Below are 17,216 nucleotides of genomic sequence, written 5' to 3' on the forward strand. Positions count from 1 at the left end.
GCGCAGCATGATCGCGTCGCGGGTGATTGGCGGGATCTGCGATCTTGCCGTCGTGATCCCAGGAATAGATGGCCAGAATGACGACCCAGCCGGCTCCTTCACTCCTGATTCTCGGAACGCGCGGATTGCCCGCCGATCACGGAGGTTTCGAGACCTTCGCGGAGCGGCTCGCCCTGTTCCTCGTGGAGCGCGGTTGGTCCGTCGGCGTGTATTGCCAGGACGAGGTCGGGCAGGTCGACACCCGGTTCCGGTCGGAGACCTGGCGCGGGATCGAGCTCATCCACGTTCAGGTGTCCTCGCGCGGCCCGCGGGCGACCCTCGAATTCGATTATCACTGCGTCCGGCACGCCGCCCAGCGCGAGGCGGTGAGCCTCGTTCTCGGCTACAACGGCGCGATCTTCCTGCCTCTGCTGCGTCTCGCCGGCCGCCGGATCGTCACCAACATGGATGGCATCGAGTGGCGCCGGCCGAAATGGTCGATGCCGGTGCGGGCATGGTTCTGGGTCAACGAGTGGATCGCGGCGTGGTCGTCGCACCACCTCGTCGCCGACCATCCGGCCATCGCCGACCATGTCGCGACGCGCCGGCCGCGCCGGGCCATCAGCATGATCCCCTATGGCGGCGACCCGGTCCTCACGGCACCGAGCGACCCGCTCGCGACCTTGGGCCTGCAGCCGGGAGGTTACATGGTCTCGATCTGCCGGATCGAGCCGGACAACAACATTCTCACCATCGTCGAGGCTTTTTCGCGGACGAAGCGCGGAGCGAAGCTCGTGGTGCTCGGCGAGCTGCGCGAGGGGAACGACTACCATCGGCGTGTCCGCGCGGCGGCGAGCGACGAGGTGATCTTTCCGGGCGCCATCTACGATGCGGTGACCGTCGGCGCGCTGCGCTTCCACGCCAGGGCCTACCTGCACGGCCATACCGTGGGCGGCACCAATCCGTCGCTGGTCGAAGCCCTCTGGGCCGGCAGCGCCGTCATCGCCCACGACAATCCGTACAACCGCCTCACGGCCGGCGAGGATCAGAGCTACTTCAAGGACATCGACAGCTGCGAGACGCTGATCGCGCGCGCGCTCACCGACGACGCGGCGCTCGGGAAAGCCCGCGAGAGCGCACGGCTCGCCTCCCTGCGGTTCGACTGGACGGACATCCTGCAGGCCTACGAGACGATGATCGTCGGCGTGGCGGAGAGCCGCTCCAAGGCACGCCAGGGCTACCTGCCGGGGCCGGAAGCCGCGAACGGTCTGTCTATCGACGGACCGACCGCGACCCGCTGATGCCGCAGGACGGCGCCACGCGGCGTGCGGTGATCGGGGGCGGGCTCGCCAGCGCGTTCCTCCCCCGCACACCCGCGGTGGCGCGCACCGGATCCGAGCCGATCGCGATCCGTCGCGGAATCAGTCTCTGGCCGTGGTTCTCGCTGACCCGCGAGTATCCGGCGCCGCGCACGGATTTCGGCTGGCCGGCCTTCCAGGAGCAGCGCCCGATCCCGACACGTTCGGACCTGTCGCGCCTCGCGCGGGCGGGCTTCGATTTCGTCCGGCTTCCCGTCGATCCCGGCCCCTTCCTCGCCTTCGACGGCAGGCAACGCGCCGCGCTTTTCGCCGACCTCCACGCTGCGATCGCCGCGATCCTGGCCGAGGGCCTGACCCTCGTCCTCAACCTCCACGCCAATTCGGCGACGCATCACTACAACCCGGGCAACCTCTACGGCGACACCCGCGCTCCGCTGCTGCCGGCCTATCGTGCACTGGTCGCGGAACTCGCACGGGACCTGACACGGTACTCGCTCGAACGGGTCTCGTTCGAGCCGGTCAACGAGCCGCCCCAGGACTGCACGGCCGCCTCCTGGACACTCGTGCAGACGGACCTGCTCGCCGCGGCACGCGTCGCCGCGCCCCGGCTGACGCTCGTCGCGACGGGTGCCTGCGGCAGCATGATCCGAGGCCTGACGGCGCTCGATCCGGCCCCGCTACGGCTCTACGGGCCGCTGCTCTACACCTTCCATTTCTACGAGCCCTACCTGTTCACCCATCAGGGTGCGCCCTGGATGCGGGAGCCGGTCTACCGGGCCCTGAATGGGGTGCCGTGGCCGGCCTCCGCCGGACGTCTCGACGCGACGCTGGCAGCCGTCCGTGCCCGGATGGCGCGCGACGACGAGACGCCGCAGCCGGACAAGGCGGACGCCTACCGGCTGACCGAGTCGAAGCTCGCGGAGTATTTCGCGGCTCGTCCCGACCGCGGCTTCGTCGACCGCTACCTGGGGCAGGTGCGCGACTGGTCGGTGCGCAACGCGATTCCGCCGGGGCAAGTCCTGATGGGCGAGTTCGGCGCCCTGGTCAGCGACCACCGCTACGTCGCGGCGAACGCCGCCGACCGTGCCCGCTATATCGGCGACGTGCGCCGGAGCGCGGAGGCCTTCGGCTTCCCGTGGGCGTTCTGGAACCTGTTCGATGGCATGGGGATCATGGACGACACCAGCCGCGAACTCGATCCGGACCTGCTCGGGGCGCTGGGCCTGCGTGTGCCCGTCTCCGGCCTGAGACCCTGATCAGGCCCCGTTCGCCTCTTCCTCCGGCGTCGGCGCCCGATAGAGGGCGAGCAGCAGGATCACGAACTTCGCCACCAGAGTCGTCTTGCTGCCGACGCTCTCGTAGGTGTTGGCGAGGACGGCGAACGTGATCATCGGCATGGCGATGCCCGGCCGGCAGCGCAGTCCGATCTCGTACAGGAACAACGTCAGGGCCACGGTGAGCAGAGCGGTCATCGCAGCGCCCTGGTAGAGCATGAGCCGGACGATCGGGTTCTCCAACCCCATCGCCAACCCGTTGATGCGCCGCATGCTGTCGACGATGGTCGGATCCGGACCGATCACGAGTTCGCGTAACGACAGCCGGCTGAACAGGTCGAGCACAACGACCCGCGCGTTGGCGCTTCCGCCGTCGTCGACGAAGCGCCCGATCAGCGCGTCGAAGAAGCCGAAGCCGGCGAGGCCGGCGAGGACGAGACCGAGCAGCGGCAGGGCGAAGGCGGCGCCCGCCACCGCGAGCAGCGGGATGCGCCCATTCATGACGGCACGGATCACTCCGATGAGTCCGAGGCCGCCGCCCAGGGCGAGGGTGACGACGATTCCGGAGCGGCCGCCGAAGGCGACGAGTGCGGCGATCTGCAAGCCGATGACGAGGAGCCGCCGCATCGCGCTGAGCGATCCGCCGCCGGAAGCAAGGGCGATGACGTAGCAGGCCGTCAGGGTCGCGTTCGCGAGCGGATGGCCTTGCAGGGCGACCGAGCGCGTGTCGTATTCCAGCAGCGCGCCATCGAGCCGGTACGGGAAGAAGCGCTGGCCCGACACGAACTCGAGGAGACCGAGGGCCGCGTTCACGGCCATGACGACGTGGACCGTCGTCTCGATCCGCTTCATCGTTCGCCCGTCGCAACCGATGAAGAGGATGGCGACGACGGCCGGCAGAAGGAACGTGTCGATCGCGCCTGCGATGCCGGCGCCGCCACGAACGGTGATCTGGACGGCGAGGCCGATGCCCATCAGGCCGAGCAGGAGGCCGGCGGGCCGGCGCTCCAGCGCCGTGACCGCGTTGGCCACGGGGTTGCCGACGCGCGCCATCGTCCAGGCGAGGAGCAGGATCGAGAGATAGGTGGCCGGATGGATCTTCTGCACCGCCGAGCCGGTCAGCCCGTCGTAGTTGATCCCGACGAGCCAGAGCATTCCGCCGGATACGCCGAAGACGAGGACCGTCAGCGCGATGAGGGCGAGATCCGGTGGGGGCGTCAGGCTCGCCCGCTCCGGCGCCCAAAGGCGCGCGTCGGCCTGCATCATCGCGACCGAACCCGGTCGTCGACGAGCAGGGCACCGAACGCAGACCGCCCCATCGCCGAGGCGACACGATCGAGATCGGTGAGATCGGCCTGCAAGGTCCGCCCGGCCTGCGCCACCACGAGAAGCCTATCCGCCGCGCCGACCACCGAGGCGATCCGGGTATTCGTGGCCAGGATCCCGCCATTGATCAGGACGAGGTCGAAACGACCGCCGACATGGTCGAGGAACTGCTCGACATTGGCCCTGTCGAAGGCTCCGTCCACCGGCTTGTCGCCGTTGCCGATCCCGAGCCAGCGGGCGCCCGTGGCCGCATCCGCCGTGATGGCGGCATAGAGGCTCATCTCGCCGCGCAGCACTTCGAGAAGACCGCCCTTTCCGAGATCCTCACCGTTCAGGTCGGCCTCGACGATGAGAACCCTGTCCCCACGCGCGACAGCCGTGCCGGACAGGACGTCGATCAACGATCGCTGCTCGCCGGCATCTCCGGCCGACGCGGCGACGACGACGACAAGCGCACGCTCGGTCCCCTTCGGCGGCCTGAACCGGCTTCGCAGGGTATCGAGGGCGACGATCGCTTCCTTCTGGCAGGAGGGATCGCGTAGCCCCAGGGATGGCGGGAATGTCGCCAGGACCGGCGCCCCGAGCAGCCGCTCGCATTGTCTGCGGGAGAGCAAAGCCGGCTTGGCGTATTCGCGAACCATCGCGAGACCGACGCCGATGCCGAGCCCCGCCATCAGGCCGGCGGAGAGGATCAGCCCGCGCAGCGGCCAGCTGCGCTCTTCGGGCGGCTGCGCCCAGGTGATCACCCGGGTGTTGGCCGTGTCGATGTTGGCCTGCTCGGCGATCTCCCGCGACCGCACCAGATAGGTGTCGTAGATGGACCGGCTCGCCTGGACGCTGCTCTCGAGTTCGCGCAGCTGAACGGTGGCCTTGCTCGTCTGCACCGACTCGGTGCGCAATTCGTTGAGATTGGCCTTCAGCAGCTTCTCTGCGGCCTGGGCGCGCTGAACCTCGATCTCGGCCGCCTTGGTGATGCGCCCGAGTTCGGTGTCGATCAGACGCTTCACGTCCGACATCTGCGTGCGGATGGCGGCCATGTAGGGATGGCGTGCGCCCATCTGCGTGCGCAGATCGCCTTCCTTGCTGGCGAGTTCGGAATATTGCGAGCGCAGCCGCTCGATCGTCGGCGACTGGATCGCCTCGGGCAGCGCGCTCGTGTCGACGGCGGCGCCGCGGACGCCCTGGAGGTCCTGGAGCTTGCTCTTCGCCTCGGCGATACGGTTGCGGGCCGCGATCAGGCGGGCGTTGCTGTCGGTCAGCTGCTGCTCGCTGACGAGGCGTCCGCTCGACGCGATCAGCCCGTTCGCGGCCTTGAAGGCTTCGAGCCGCGTCTCCGCCGCGTTGACGTCGGTGCGAAGGCTGTCGAGACGGCCGCGCAACTCGCCGGAGGCGCGGTTGGCCGCGTTCGAACGGGCCTCGGCCTGATCGGCGAGATAGGCTTTGGCGATGGCGTTGACGATACGGGCTGCCTTGTCCGGATCGGAGGCGGTCACGATCACGTCCACGACGAAGACCTTGTCGGCCCGCTTCACGGCGAGTTTCCGCCGCAGCTTCAGCAGCGCTAGCGTCCTGCGGTTGCGCTCGATCTCATGGTGGCCCAGCAGCGCCGTCTTGAGGTCCTGCAAGGTCTCCTGGATCAGGCCCCGGGACGGGGCGCCGAACTCGGGATCGTCCTCGAGCCCCGTCTCGGCGATGGCGCGCAGGAGGACCGAGTCCGATTCGATGACCTTGACCTGGCTCTCGACGACGGTGACGCCGCCATCCGGAGCGACCGCGCTGTCGTTGAGGTCACGACTCACCACCTGCCGGTTGCGCGGGTCGATCAGGAGCTGCGACGTGGCGGAGAACAGGGGCGCGGCAAGGAGGCTGTACAGAAGAGCGCCGAGCACGAAGAGTGCGGTCGTGAACAGCACGATCCCGCGGCGGCGCACGATGATACGCCACAGGTCGCCGACATCGGCCGCCGTATCCTTCGCCGGGTGGCTGGGCCTGACCGGGACGTAGGGCAGCAGCATGTTCGACTGAGCCGAAGCACGTTCTCCCTGTCTCACGCTTGGCCATTGTTGGTTCAAAGCGGAGCTCCGTCCTCTCGTCCGCAATCCGGTCTGCAAAATCCGCGCGATCGTCCAACCGCGCTTGAAGGCACTCCTCCGAGCCGGCTTCGTCGAGAATTTAGACCGCTAATACCTAATCGATCGTAGCGATCCTGAATCTAACGGCGATTTTGTCCAAAAGTACGGGTCATCAAGGAAAATTTTACTGAAAAACTTGTAGTAGAACGTCTCTGTGCCATGGCGATGCGAGGCATTCTCTTCAGAAATCGCTTTGCGTGGTTATCAAATCATTTCGAGAGCTGTCAGCAACAGGCTGAGAACCAGATCGCCGTCCGAGAACCCAACGTTGCACCGAGAGCGTGAGATCACCGATGGGGCGGACCCCGACAACGATACAGGACGCCCCGTGCTTGTGAGACTTCGGCTCGACGGGCGACGCCCGCGGTTCTGGCACGCTGCGTTGATCGACAGCCTCGCTCGGCGCCCCGACTGCCGGATCGAGGTCGACGCCCCCCCCGGCTCCGACGACTGGCCGCATCACGCGGACAGGCTGTTTCGGATCGAGGCCTTGTTCCACGGCTTGCCGCGGAACGGTCCCGCCGCACCGCTCGACGACACGGCCACGGCTGCGTGGCCGCGCCCGACAGGCCAAACGCCCGACCTCGTCGTCGACCTGTGCGGCGACGTCGTCGAGGCCGGCGAGACCCGCGTCTGGCGTCTGGCATATAATGGTCAGCCCGGCGAAGTGGCGCTCCTCACCAGCCTGCTCGCCGGCCGCGTGCCGCTCGCGAGCCTGACCGAGGATGGTTGCACGATCTGCGAGGCGCGCCTGGGTACCGAAGTGCGCGGCGTCGTGCAGACGATGTTCGAAGACGGGCTCGCGCGCACGGTGACCATGATCGCTGCCGCCTTCGACGGCGGGGCGACCGCCATTTCGACCATGCCGCAGGAGCCTGCTGCCAGGACCCATCTGACGACCGCGGATCTCGGCCGGCGAGCCTTACGGATCGCGGCACGCAACACGCTCCAGCGGCTCTACCGTCTCGGCTACCGCTCGCCACACTGGCGTACGGGCTGGCGCAGGCTCGACGGGCCCGATCTCCTAGCGCTGGGGGAGCACCCCGAATCCGGCTGGCGCGAGTTGCCCGACGACGGGCGGCGCTTCTACGCCGACCCGTTTCCGATCGTGCATGAGGGTCGCTGCTGGCTCTTCGTCGAAGACTTTCCGCATGCGACGGCCAAGGGCGTAATCTCGGTCGTCGCCTTCGACGAGGCCGGACCGGTCGGCATCCCTGTACCGGTCCTCGAGACGCCTCACCACCTGTCCTACCCGTTCGTCTTCGAGCGGGACGGCGCGGTCTGGATGGTGCCCGAATCCTGTGCCGCCGGAACGATCGACCTGTACCGCGCCACGGATTTTCCCAGCGGCTGGATCAAGCACGCGACTCTCGTCTCCGGAGTGGCGGCGAGCGATCCGACGCTGTTCGAGCATGAAGGCCGCTGGTGGATCCTCGCCACCGTGCGCGGAGTGCCGACGACGGCTCCCCTCGGTCACGGCTCTTACTCGGACGCGCTCCACCTGTGGAGCGCACCGGATTTTCGCGGGCCGTGGATCCCGCACAAGGCGAATCCAGTCCTCATCGACATCGCCTCGGCCCGGCCGGCGGGCCGCGTCGTGGTGCGCGACGGCCGGATCATCCGTCCCGTCCAGGATTGCAGCCGCGGCTACGGCGCGGCGCTCAGGCTGATGCGCATCGACCGGCTCGACGACGGCGGCTTCGCGCAGAGCTTCCTGTCGCGGATCGAGGCCGGCCCGCTCTGGCCCGGCTCCCGGATTCACACCCTGAACACGGCCGGCGGGTTCGAGTTCATCGACGGGTCGGCCCGCGTGCCGCGGTTTCCGGCCCTGGGGCTCCTTCCGCGCCTGACCTGACGTCCGGGCGTCGGCCGGTCAGGCCGTGCTTCCGGCATCCACCGTGAGAACGGTGCCGGTGACGTTGCGGGCCTTGTCCGAGACCAGGTAGGCGACGGCGTTCGCCACATCGTCCGGATCGGCCAGGCGGCGCAGGGCGCTGCGTTTCGCGATTCGCTCGCGCTCGGACTCGTCCATGCCCTCGGTCAGAGCCGTCTCGATGAAGCCCGGAGCCACCGCGTTCACGGTCACCCCAAGGCGGCCGACCTCGCGCGACAGCGAGCGCGTGAAGCCGATCATGGAGGCCTTCGTGGCGGCGTAGACCGAGAGCGCGTTGTAGCCGGTGAAGGCGATGATCGAGCTCACGTTCACGATGCGTCCGCTGCCGGAGGCCATCATGCCGCGCACGACGTATTTGGTGAGCAACATCGGCGCGAGGGTATTGAGGTGCACGAGGTCCGACACCGCGTGGTCGGGCATCGTCGCGAGGAGGCCCGGCGTGCCGATCGCCGCGTTGTTGACGAGACCGTAGATCGGGCCGTGCTCGACGCGAACGCTGCGCACGAGCGGCTGAAGCGCATCGGTCCGTCCGAGGTCGCAGGCCATGAAATGCATCGATCCGGCGGGAGCCGCCGTGGCCGCAGCCTCGAACGCCTCCGAGGAGCGCCGAGCCACGGCGACCACGCGAAACCCCTCGGCCGCGAGCGTGCTTGCGATGGCGAGCCCGATACCGCGGCTCGCTCCGGTGACGATGACGGTGCGAGGCTCGCTCATGGCGCCCTCCGCAGGAGCTTTCCGCCGGCGGTGAGCGGCAGATCGGGAACGAATTTCACGCTGACCGGGACCTTGTGCTTGGCCAGATGCGGGCGGCAATGGGCAATGATCGCGCTTTTCAGCGCGGCGGGATCGGCTTCGTCGGCGGCATCGCTGCGGAGAACGATCTCGGCTTCGACGACCGCGCCGAGGATCGGGTTCGGCCGGGCGCGGACGCGGGACATCGACACGCGGGGATGGCCGTTGATGACCGTCTCGACCTCTTCGGGCTGCACCTTGGCGCCGCCGACATTGATCATGCCGCTGCGCCGGCCGAGGAAGAAGAAGCGATCGTTGCGCCGCTCGACGAGATCGCCGGTGTCGACGAACGCCTCCGCATCCGCCAGCGGCGCCGCGCCCTCACCGAGATAGCGCCGTCCGGTACGGTTCGAGCGAATGTGGAGCGTGTCGTCGCGCACCACGATCTCGATGCCGGTCCGCGTGCCGACGAGGCCAGCCGGAAAGCCCTCCCGGCCATCCTCGACGGTGAAGCCGACGCCGCCTTCGGTGGAGGCATAGGCATGCGCGATCCGCGCCTCCGGGAAGGCGCCGCGGAGCAGGTCCAGAATCGTCTGGTCTGCGATCTCCCCCGACAGCCGCACGTAGCGCGCCGACAGGTGCGGAAGCGCCGTGCTCATCATCGCCAGCCGCCAGTGCGACGGCGTGCCGAGGATGTGGCTGACGCCGGCCGCCGCCGCCCGCAGGATGAATTCGCGCACGGGCTCATCGGGATCCGACAGCACCAGCGGTGACGGCCCGAGGACAGCCCGCAGGAAGACCTGCAGGCCGCCGTAGCGACGGATGTCGTAGAATGTGCTCCAGACCGTGCCGGGATCGGGCGCGGCCGCCGTATTGATGCCGCCCGCCAGGCCTTCGAGGGTGTGCGCGACAAGCTTCGGCGCGCCGGTTGTGCCCGAGGTCGTCAGGACCCACTCGGTCGGCTGCAGCACGTCCGGCGGGGCGGCCAGGGCCGCGTCGGCGGCTTCGATGCACGGCAGGCCCTCGAGCGCGGCCCGGAACGGGCAGCCGGCATCGGTGACGCAGAGATCGATCTCGGCGGCGGCGACCACGCCCGGTACCTGCTCGGTGCTCATGCCGGGCGGCGCGAGCACCATCCGGCGCACCAGCCCGTCGAGGGCGATCATCGCGAGAGCCGCCGCCATCTGGCCGCCCGTGGCGACCAGGACCGAGCGCCCGGCGAGCTGCTCGGCGATGTCGGCGCGACCCGGCGCATCGATGGTATCGCGCAGGAGCCTGCGGCCGGACCTGTCCGCGAGGAACAGGCCGTCGGGCGTGCCCGCGCGGGTCAGGCGCTCGCGGAGGTTCATCGGCTCAGGCCGCGTTCGCCACGGCGGCGCGGTCGTAGAGGGCCACGAGGTCGCCGAGCGTCACGGGCAGGTCGGCGACCTCCATGGTGCCGAACGGGTCGACGCCGAGATGGTCCTCCATCCGGGCAACGAGCAACGCGAAGCAGAGCGAGTCGAACTCGGTGTCCATCAGCACCATGTCGTCGGTGAGCGGCGGCATGGTCTTGTCGTGGTCGCGGGTGATGGCCTCGATCTCGGCGACGATGGTCGAACGCATGGTCATGATGCTCTCCGCAGATGCTCGGGATGGACGATGTCGGGCTGCACGGCAGGAAAGCCGCGCAGGAGGCCGCCGAACGCGGCGCCGATCTCGGTGAGGATCGGCTGTGCCGCCGGGATCAGGCGGCCGAGCCCGTAGAAGAAATGGATCATGCCCGCGTGGCAGGTGTAGGCGACCGGCACGCCGGCCTCGGCGAGGCGCTCGGCATAGGCCGCGCCGTCGTCGCGGACGATGTCGAAGGCGGCCGTGTGGATATGGGCCGGCGGCAGGCCTGCAAGATCCGGTTCTAGGAGCGGCGAGACGCTCGGATCGTCGGTCATGTGCGCCACGCCGTTGGCCGCGATGTCGTGGCGCATGGTCTGCGCGTCGAGCATGTAGCCCGTCGCGAACGCCCCCTGCGCCGCGCTCCCGCAACGCAGGTCGAGCACCGGGCATAGCAGCAGTTGCGCCGCGATGGCCGGGCCGTGGCCGCGCAGTTGCTGGCAGACCCGTGCCGCAAGTCCGGCCCCGGCGGAATCGCCGCCGACCGCGAGACGGGTGGGGTCGATGCCGAATGCGGCGGCGTCGCCTGCGATGTGGACGAACGCCGCGACCGCATCCTCGATCGCGGCCGGAAAGGGATGCTCAGGCGCGAGCCGGTAGGCGACGGAGACGACACGGCAACCGGTCGCGATCGCCAGGCGGCGGCAGAGCGTGTCGTGCGTGTCGAGGTCGCCCGAGACGAAGCCGCCACCGTGGAAGAAGACGAGGCCGGGACCGCTTTCAGCCGCATCGGCCAGCGCATAGAGCCGTGCTGCGCAGGGGCCGGACGGGATCGGCAGCACCCGCTCCTCGACGAGGACCGGGTGCGGTTCCAGGCCGGCGAGGCGGGCCAGAACGCGCTGACCCTGCCGGCGTGCGGCGATGGTCGGTGCGTTCGGTCCGCTCATGGCCAGCGTATCGAGAAACCGCCTGACATACGGGTCGAGGGACATCACGCTTCCTGCGATCGAGCGGCCTTTTCGCGTCGTGTCAGAGTGACAGCGCGCTGCGCACGCTCTGCGGCCAGCCGGCGATCGCGGCACCGTGCGTGGCGAACATCGCCACCGCGAGCCGGTCCATGCCGAAGGCGACGCAGCCGGTATGGGCCGGCTCGCCGTCGGCGTGGCGCAGATCCCAGGTCGTGCCGAAATGCTCGCGGTGATAATTGAAACTCATGCAGGCCGTGCCGGCCGCCTGGCCCCGGAGCGGGATGAGCAGCTCGAACTTCAGCGCCGCTTCGAGTTGGCTGAAGGCCTTGATCTGGCCGAGCCGGCCGAAGAACGGGTCGCTCGCCTGCTCGACGGTGTAGGGGAGACCGAGGTCGTCGGCGAGCGCCGTGGCGCGCACGATCCAGCGCTCGCGGAACTCGGCGACCTGCTCGGGCGTGCCGATGGTGACGTATTCACGCATCCGGAAGGATTGCAGCCGGTCAAGATGCGGCGACGGCTCGCGACGGAAGCAGTCGCAGGCGACATCGAAGCGGTAGCCGGCCGCGGGAACGGGTCCGCGCGCGGCCGCGATCGGATAGACCGGGTAGCAGGCGGCCGGCGTCAGCACGAGGTCGGCGGTCTCCAGGCCGCTGGTCCAGTCGCCGCCCTTCTCGTGGAGGCCGGCCTGGGCCAGGATTTCCGACTCGCTGCCTTCGAGGCAGGAGACGCAGCCGAGCAGGTTCGGGAAGCTCTTGAGGTAGCCGTGCCGCTCAAGATGCGCGCGGCTCATCACCGGGGGAAACCGGAACACCTCCGTGTCCGCCTCGCGCTTCGACGTGATCAGCGCGGCCAGCGCCTCCACCACCGATTCGTATGCGCCGGTCCGCGCATAGACGCCCTGCGCGTCCATGGGGCGGAACATCGTGTCGAAGAGCGCGTCGAGCGGGTCCGTCGCGGGGGGCGCCGCCGGAGCGATGGTGACGTTCATGTTCATCGTCGTCGATCCTTGCGAGAGGGGAAGCGCTCAGTCGCGCAGCGATGCAGCCACGGGGGCCATGAGGGTTGCCGTCGTGAGGTTGGCGACGATCCGGTCGTTGTGGATCATGATCGGCGCCGAGAGCACGTCCCGCAGGTGGCGGCCGATGGCGAAGGCGCCGTCCTGCCGATAGCCGGCGAGGCCGTTGGCGCGCATCGCGCTCATCACGGTGGAGACGGCGAGTTCCGAGACCTCGACCTTGAGCATCGTGATGGCCGTCTGGAAATCCATGGCCGAGAGCGCGGCGGGATCGCTGCCGGCGGCCTCGAACCGGTCGAGGCTCTGGCCGATCAGCGCGCGGGCCTGCTTCAGACCCGAGACGGCGCGGCCGTAATGGAGGACGCCCGGCGGAGCGACGCCGCCGGCCCCGCGCATGGCGGTACGGGTGAAGGCCTGCGCCTTTTCGACGGCCGCCGCGGCGATTCCCGTCCAGGCGCTCGACCACAGGATGTGCGAGACCGGCGTCATGGTCTGGCCATGGATGTCGGCGTAGCGAGCCTTCAGCACCTGCTCGGCGCCCCCCTGAGCGAGGAGACGGAAGCCGCTGCTGCAGGTGCCGCGCATGCCCAGCGTTTCCCAGCCGCTCAGACGCTCCAGCGTGTAGTCCTCCTTCAGGAACACGCAGAGGACCTGATCGGACGATGCGGCGTCGACGGCCCGGCGCGCGACGGTCACGATGCCGTCGGCTTCGGCGCCGTACGAGATCACCGTGGCGGCGCGGTCGAGGCGCACGCCGTCGTCATCCACCTCAACGGCAGCCGCGGACGAGCGAACGTTGCCGCCGTTGTTGCCCTCCGTCGTGGACGAGGCCATCAGCAGCTGGTCATGGGCGATGCGGCGCATCACACCGTTCTGCCAGTCGTTCCCACGGCCGTGGCGCACGAGGCAGGCCACCTTGGTCTGGTGCATCGCGAAGATCATTGCGGTGGAGGCGCAGGCGCGTCCGAGGGTGTAGCAGACGTCGGCAAGCGCCCGGATCGAGGCACCCTCCCCACCGAATTCGATCGGGATCGCCGCGCCGAGGAGGCGGTGCGTCCGCATCGCCTCGCGCGCCTCGGCGGGGAAGCGCCCCGCGCTGTCGACCGAATCGGCATGGGCGGCGGCGATGGCGGCCACGGCCTGTGCCCGCGCCTGCAGGTCGGCGGCCGTCGTCGCCGGACCAGTCGCGTTCGCTCCTTGCTGGATCGTCATGGTCACCCTCGAAAGTACTTCGGCCCGGCCACGACCCGGCCATCGAGCCTGGACGTTCGGCCGGCTCTCAAGTGGACCAATAGGATATAGGGCTTAAGACTGAATTTCTCTCAGTCGCGAAAAATACGTACAGCGAGTATGCTTAAAATTAACGATATATACGGAACTTCCCGCCGGCTTCATTGACCATCGATAGGTCAGTATCACTATGGAACCCGAACAATTTTCCGCAAAATGCAGCCCGCGCTGACGCCTGCGGGTCGAGATGGATGAGCCGATATGAGCATCGAAACGGTTCTCTCAGACTACACGGACCGGACGATGAGCCTTGCCAAGGCGATCCTGGCACAGGAAGCGCAAGATCGGGACTTCGCACCGGAGGATGCATTGGTCGACGTCGGCCTGTCGTCGCTCGATCTCGTCAATCTCATGGTCGCCGTCGAAGCTGAGTTCGACATCATGATCCCGGCATCACATCTGAACCCGAAGAATTTCTATTCGATCGGTTCGATCGCAAGGATGATCAGCGTCGTGAGCGCGCCGGCAGACATGACGAGGGCACCCGCCCAGGTACATATCGTAGCTTGATACTATCTGTGACGGGCTTTTGTACCTCGCAGGGTCTTCTCGAGTTTTTTGGTAGCTAGAGCGCTTTCCGACCAAGTGGTTGCCGGTTGGTCGAAAGAAAGCGCGTCACAACAAAGGCTTAGAGACGCCGACCCGATGCAATCGGGTTGGGTACGGCTCTAAGCCAACAGCGAGAGCATGCTCGCTGCCCGCAGCATCGCATCCGGAACATACGTCGGTGAGACGCTCTCGCGGGGCGGCGTGAGCGTCTTGGCTACCGGCGCCGACGCGTTCCATCGGCACGACGTTACATGGGCTTGGACCGAATTTTCGATCAAGGACATGCTCTCGTGCCTCCCCGAACGCTACGTGCGAGATCCCGAAACCGTCGCCTCGATCACGCCGCTGGCGTAGCCCAGAGGCCGGAGACCGTTGAGTCTCAAGCAGCCGCCCGGCCATAGACGACGTTGGCGCGGGCTTCGAAGGCATCCGTGAACTTGCGGAAGGCGCGATCGAACATTTTTCCCATCAGAAGCCCGAGGGCAAAGCTCTTGAACTCGTAGGTGATGAAGAAATCGATGTCGCATCCGCCGTCCGATGCGTCTTTGAAGGCCCAACGGTTCTCGAGATGGCGGAAGGGGCCGTCGATATACTCGGCGGTGATCTTCAGGTTGTCCCGGTCGAGGCCGACGCGGGTGGTGAAGCGCTCGCGGATCGCCTTGTAGCCGACGCCCATCTCGGCGACGAGCACGGGGTTGCCCTGCGCGTCGTCCTGCCGGCGCAGGACACGCAGCGACTCGCAAAGCGGCAGGAATTCGGGATAGCGCTCGACGTCGGCCACGAGGTCGTACATCTGCTGGGCCGAGTGCCGCACGTGGCGGGTAATGCGGAAGGACGGCATCAGGCGGTCGCGGTCTCGCGTGTCAGGCCGAGTTTCGCCAGCCGTGCCACCTTAAGCCGCGAAAAATCCTCGCCGGCGTGGTGCGACGAGCGCGTTAGCGGGGTCGCCGAAACCAGCAGGAAACCCTTGGAATAGGCGGTGGTCTCGAGGCTCTTGAACTCGTCCGGCGGCACGAAGCGGATCACGGCGTGATGCTTCGACGTCGGCTGCAGATACTGCCCGATCGTCAGGAAGTCGACGTCGGCCGAGCGTAAATCGTCCATCAACTGAACGACTTCGTTCCGCTCCTCGCCGAGGCCGACCATGATGCCGGATTTGGTGAAGATCGTCGGATCGAGCTCCTTCACCCGCTGCAGCAGGTGCACGGAATGGAAGTAGCGCGCACCCGGCCGCACGGTGACGTACTTGCCCGGCACGGTTTCGAGATTGTGGTTGAACACATCGGGCCGGGCCTCGACCACGCACTCCAGCGCGCCCGGCTTCCTCAGAAAGTCCGGTGTCAGGATCTCGATGGTGGTGCCGGGGCTGGCCCTGCGGATCGCCGCGATGGTCTGCGCGAAATGCGCCGCACCGCCGTCGGCGAGGTCGTCGCGGTCGACCGAGGTGACCACCACGTGGTTCAGTCCGAGCTTGGCCACCGCGTCGGCGACCTTCGCCGGCTCGGCCGCGTCGAGCCCATGCTGCGGCAGGCCGGTTTTCACGTTGCAGAAGGCGCAGGCCCGCGTGCAGGTGTCGCCCATGATCATGAAGGTGGCGTGCCGCTTCTCCCAGCACTCGCCGATATTAGGGCAGCCCGCCTCCTCGCAGACGGTGACGAGTCCGTTCTCGCGGACAATCCGGTTCGTTTCCGCCCAGGCCTTCGAGCCGGGTGCCTTCACGCGGATCCAGTCGGGCTTGCGCTGGATCGGGTTGTCGGGCCGGTGCGCCTTCTCGGGGTGGCGCGGACGGGCGGCGACGGCGCTTTTCGGCCGGCTGTCTTGGTTCAGGAGATCGAGGACGACGGCCATGGTGGTCCGTGCTGGAGGGCGCGGGCGGGCTTCGACCCGAGTCCTGATCTAGGACGCCGAGGGCCCCACCGCAAACCTGCCATGGATCGACATGGCGAACACCGCGATGCGCGCCGTGGCGGCTACCGGGCCGGAGCCGAGCTGTACCGGGTCGGCACGCCCTGCGGCAGGGTTAGGCCGTAGGCCACCTGGGTCGCCTGGATGGACGGCATGCGCGGACGCGGGGTGCCGGTGGCGAACGAATCGGGCGTGTCGAGCAGCGTCGCCATCTGGATCGGCACGAGCTTGCCCGAAGCGGTCTGGACGACGGCGTGCGGCAGGACCGCCGGCAGATAGCCCTCGCGGTCGGTTTTCTCGTAGAACTGGTTGCCGCCGGCGAGCGCGACGTAGTGCATGTTGGTATAGGGGAACGTGTAGCCCGCGGTGTGGAAGTGCAGCGCCGGGCCGACATCCTTGTGGCGCTCGCCGGCGAGCAGCAGGTCGGCAACCTTCTCGATCCGTCCGCGGTCCTGGTCGCGCACGGGCTTCGAGAGCACGCCGTTGGCGAACTGGCGCTTCTGGCCGACCACCTCGCAGACGCTGCCGGGATATTTCGGCGAATCGAGGCGGTTCATCACCACGGTGCCGACGGCGAGCATGCCCTCTTCGTCGGTGCGGTTGGATTCGAAGTACATGGCGCGGGCGAGGCACTCGCGGTCGGCGCGGGTCGGGGTCTGCACGACCTTGGCGTTCTGCGCCACCGACCCGGTGGTCATCTCGCCGCCTGCCGGGAGCACCCCGCAACCGCCGAGGCCGGAGCCGGCGACGCTCACGAGCAGGAGGCTGCCGATCAGGGTGCTCTGGTTCCGGCGCATGCGACCTCCCGCGTGTCTGGTTTCGCCGTCCCGGGGAACGACTCTGCCGTCAGAGCCCCAGGATCGCTTGCGGAAAGCTTAGGCGTAAAGGGTTTCGGAAACCCTATCGGGGGAATGGCCACGCTTCTCCCGGCGATGTGACATCGATGTCACTCACGCGTTACCGTGGGTTGCCAACCTCGGGAGAACGGTCATGCCGCGTGGATCCGGCCCCTGGACGAGCCTCGCGGTCGGCCTCGCCGCCACCGGCCCCGCCCTCTCGGCCCAGGGCGTGGCGGTGGGCGACGGCACCGCCACGCCAGCGGAACAGGCGATCGCCATCGCCTTCATCCTGTCCCTGCCGGTGACCCTCCTGCTGATCGGGCTCGGCCGCCTGCGGTGAGGGATCGAACTACGCCGCCCGGGCGTTGAATGTCGCGGCAAAGCATCTCGAAATGCCGCATCGC

At 68.1% G+C, this 17,216-nt stretch carries 17 protein-coding genes; 6 read left to right on the top strand and 11 right to left on the bottom strand.

The features are described from left to right. Positions 1-77: 77 nt before the first annotated feature. Together MFF07_RS16730 and MFF07_RS16735 are read left to right on the top strand one after the other, a co-directional pair. On the top strand, positions 78-1,280 hold the full coding sequence (locus MFF07_RS16730; protein WP_147817502.1) for a DUF1972 domain-containing protein: 1,203 nt from the start codon (positions 78-80) through the stop codon (positions 1,278-1,280). Further along, complete coding sequence (locus MFF07_RS16735; RefSeq protein WP_147817503.1) at positions 1,280-2,554, top strand: glycoside hydrolase family 5 protein; 1,275 nt, start codon at positions 1,280-1,282, stop codon at positions 2,552-2,554. The genes MFF07_RS16730 and MFF07_RS16735 overlap by 1 nt, the downstream gene beginning before the upstream one ends. On the opposite strand, the gene MFF07_RS16740 is transcribed toward MFF07_RS16735, so the two are convergent. Together MFF07_RS16740 and MFF07_RS16745 are read right to left on the bottom strand one after the other, a co-directional pair. Beyond that, entirely contained in the window at positions 2,555-3,838 is a 1,284-nt protein-coding gene (locus MFF07_RS16740) for a VpsF family polysaccharide biosynthesis protein (RefSeq protein ID WP_238232402.1), read from the bottom strand. Beyond that, on the bottom strand, positions 3,835-5,949 hold the full coding sequence (locus MFF07_RS16745; protein WP_238232403.1) for a GumC family protein: 2,115 nt from the start codon (positions 5,947-5,949) through the stop codon (positions 3,835-3,837). The genes MFF07_RS16740 and MFF07_RS16745 overlap by 4 nt, the downstream gene beginning before the upstream one ends. A gap of 409 nt (positions 5,950-6,358) precedes the next feature. Here MFF07_RS16745 and MFF07_RS16750 point away from each other — a divergent pair, with 409 nt between their 5' ends. Continuing rightward, positions 6,359-7,885 carry a glucosamine inositolphosphorylceramide transferase family protein gene (locus tag MFF07_RS16750; protein WP_238232404.1) on the top strand — a complete coding sequence of 509 codons (1,527 nt, stop codon included), beginning with the start codon at positions 6,359-6,361 and terminating at the stop codon, positions 7,883-7,885. An 18-nt stretch (positions 7,886-7,903) separates the two neighbouring features. Here MFF07_RS16750 and MFF07_RS16755 read toward each other — a convergent pair whose 3' ends face one another. From MFF07_RS16755 to MFF07_RS16780, 6 genes are read right to left on the bottom strand one after another with little or no spacing between them, the layout of a single operon-like run. After that, positions 7,904-8,638: an SDR family NAD(P)-dependent oxidoreductase gene (locus MFF07_RS16755; RefSeq protein WP_147817505.1), complete on the bottom strand. Its 735-nt coding sequence runs from the start codon at positions 8,636-8,638 to the stop codon at positions 7,904-7,906. Beyond that, on the bottom strand, positions 8,635-10,005 hold the full coding sequence (locus MFF07_RS16760) for an AMP-binding protein (RefSeq protein ID WP_147817506.1): 1,371 nt from the start codon (positions 10,003-10,005) through the stop codon (positions 8,635-8,637). The genes MFF07_RS16755 and MFF07_RS16760 overlap by 4 nt, the downstream gene beginning before the upstream one ends. A 4-nt stretch (positions 10,006-10,009) precedes the next feature. Beyond that, complete coding sequence (locus MFF07_RS16765; protein WP_147817507.1) at positions 10,010-10,267, bottom strand: acyl carrier protein; 258 nt, start codon at positions 10,265-10,267, stop codon at positions 10,010-10,012. After that, positions 10,264-11,238, bottom strand: coding sequence for an alpha/beta hydrolase (locus MFF07_RS16770; protein ID WP_147817508.1), 975 nt, complete (start codon positions 11,236-11,238; stop codon positions 10,264-10,266). Before MFF07_RS16770 ends, MFF07_RS16765 begins: the two co-directional genes overlap by 4 nt. 37 nt (positions 11,239-11,275) lie before the next feature. Further along, positions 11,276-12,208 (bottom strand): amino acid--[acyl-carrier-protein] ligase, encoded by a 933-nt coding sequence (locus tag MFF07_RS16775; protein ID WP_147817509.1) that lies wholly within the window; start codon positions 12,206-12,208, stop codon positions 11,276-11,278. Between the two features lie 30 nt (positions 12,209-12,238). After that, positions 12,239-13,441, bottom strand: coding sequence for an acyl-CoA dehydrogenase family protein (locus MFF07_RS16780; RefSeq protein ID WP_238232405.1), 1,203 nt, complete (start codon positions 13,439-13,441; stop codon positions 12,239-12,241). A 279-nt stretch (positions 13,442-13,720) separates the two neighbouring features. On the opposite strand from MFF07_RS16780, the gene MFF07_RS16785 reads away from it, so the two are divergent. Beyond that, on the top strand, positions 13,721-14,029 hold the full coding sequence (locus tag MFF07_RS16785) for a phosphopantetheine-binding protein (protein WP_147817511.1): 309 nt from the start codon (positions 13,721-13,723) through the stop codon (positions 14,027-14,029). A gap of 177 nt (positions 14,030-14,206) precedes the next feature. Continuing rightward, entirely contained in the window at positions 14,207-14,422 is a 216-nt protein-coding gene (locus tag MFF07_RS16790; protein ID WP_147817512.1) for a hypothetical protein, read from the top strand. Between the two features lie 25 nt (positions 14,423-14,447). Here the strand turns inward: MFF07_RS16790 and MFF07_RS16795 are convergent, their stop codons facing one another. The 3 genes from MFF07_RS16795 to MFF07_RS16805 form a co-directional block, all read right to left on the bottom strand. Next, positions 14,448-14,909 carry a type II toxin-antitoxin system RatA family toxin gene (locus MFF07_RS16795; RefSeq protein WP_147817513.1) on the bottom strand — a complete coding sequence of 154 codons (462 nt, stop codon included), beginning with the start codon at positions 14,907-14,909 and terminating at the stop codon, positions 14,448-14,450. Next, positions 14,909-15,916 carry a lipoyl synthase gene (gene lipA / locus MFF07_RS16800; protein WP_147817514.1) on the bottom strand — a complete coding sequence of 336 codons (1,008 nt, stop codon included), beginning with the start codon at positions 15,914-15,916 and terminating at the stop codon, positions 14,909-14,911. The genes MFF07_RS16795 and lipA overlap by 1 nt, the downstream gene beginning before the upstream one ends. 122 nt (positions 15,917-16,038) lie before the next feature. Further along, entirely contained in the window at positions 16,039-16,770 is a 732-nt protein-coding gene (locus MFF07_RS16805) for a cell wall hydrolase (RefSeq protein WP_238232406.1), read from the bottom strand. Positions 16,771-16,963: 193 nt separating this feature from the next. Between MFF07_RS16805 and MFF07_RS16810 the strand changes: the two genes are divergently transcribed. Next, positions 16,964-17,152: a hypothetical protein gene (locus tag MFF07_RS16810; RefSeq protein ID WP_147817516.1), complete on the top strand. Its 189-nt coding sequence runs from the start codon at positions 16,964-16,966 to the stop codon at positions 17,150-17,152. Positions 17,153-17,216: the final 64 nt, after the last annotated feature.

The organism is Methylobacterium thuringiense (assembly GCF_022179645.1).
Taxonomy (GTDB): domain Bacteria; phylum Pseudomonadota; class Alphaproteobacteria; order Rhizobiales; family Beijerinckiaceae; genus Methylobacterium; species Methylobacterium thuringiense.

Excerpts from the sequence above, each read along its gene's own strand:
- MFF07_RS16790 (WP_147817512.1), top strand. The coding sequence starts at position 14,207 with ATGCTCGCTGCCCGCAGCATCGCATCCGGAACATACGTCGGTGAGACG.
- MFF07_RS16740 (WP_238232402.1), bottom strand. The coding sequence starts at position 3,838 with ATGATGCAGGCCGACGCGCGCCTTTGGGCGCCGGAGCGGGCGAGCCTG.
- MFF07_RS16765 (WP_147817507.1), bottom strand. The coding sequence starts at position 10,267 with ATGACCATGCGTTCGACCATCGTCGCCGAGATCGAGGCCATCACCCGC.
- MFF07_RS16795 (WP_147817513.1), bottom strand. The coding sequence starts at position 14,909 with ATGCCGTCCTTCCGCATTACCCGCCACGTGCGGCACTCGGCCCAGCAG.
- MFF07_RS16775 (WP_147817509.1), bottom strand. The coding sequence starts at position 12,208 with ATGAACATGAACGTCACCATCGCTCCGGCGGCGCCCCCCGCGACGGAC.
- lipA (WP_147817514.1), bottom strand. The coding sequence starts at position 15,916 with ATGGCCGTCGTCCTCGATCTCCTGAACCAAGACAGCCGGCCGAAAAGC.
- MFF07_RS16805 (WP_238232406.1), bottom strand. The coding sequence starts at position 16,770 with ATGCGCCGGAACCAGAGCACCCTGATCGGCAGCCTCCTGCTCGTGAGC.
- MFF07_RS16755 (WP_147817505.1), bottom strand. The coding sequence starts at position 8,638 with ATGAGCGAGCCTCGCACCGTCATCGTCACCGGAGCGAGCCGCGGTATC.
- MFF07_RS16785 (WP_147817511.1), top strand. The coding sequence starts at position 13,721 with ATGAGCATCGAAACGGTTCTCTCAGACTACACGGACCGGACGATGAGC.
- MFF07_RS16760 (WP_147817506.1), bottom strand. The coding sequence starts at position 10,005 with ATGAACCTCCGCGAGCGCCTGACCCGCGCGGGCACGCCCGACGGCCTG.
- MFF07_RS16810 (WP_147817516.1), top strand. The coding sequence starts at position 16,964 with ATGCCGCGTGGATCCGGCCCCTGGACGAGCCTCGCGGTCGGCCTCGCC.
- MFF07_RS16730 (WP_147817502.1), top strand. The coding sequence starts at position 78 with ATGACGACCCAGCCGGCTCCTTCACTCCTGATTCTCGGAACGCGCGGA.
- MFF07_RS16780 (WP_238232405.1), bottom strand. The coding sequence starts at position 13,441 with ATGACGATCCAGCAAGGAGCGAACGCGACTGGTCCGGCGACGACGGCC.
- MFF07_RS16735 (WP_147817503.1), top strand. The coding sequence starts at position 1,280 with ATGCCGCAGGACGGCGCCACGCGGCGTGCGGTGATCGGGGGCGGGCTC.
- MFF07_RS16770 (WP_147817508.1), bottom strand. The coding sequence starts at position 11,238 with ATGTCCCTCGACCCGTATGTCAGGCGGTTTCTCGATACGCTGGCCATG.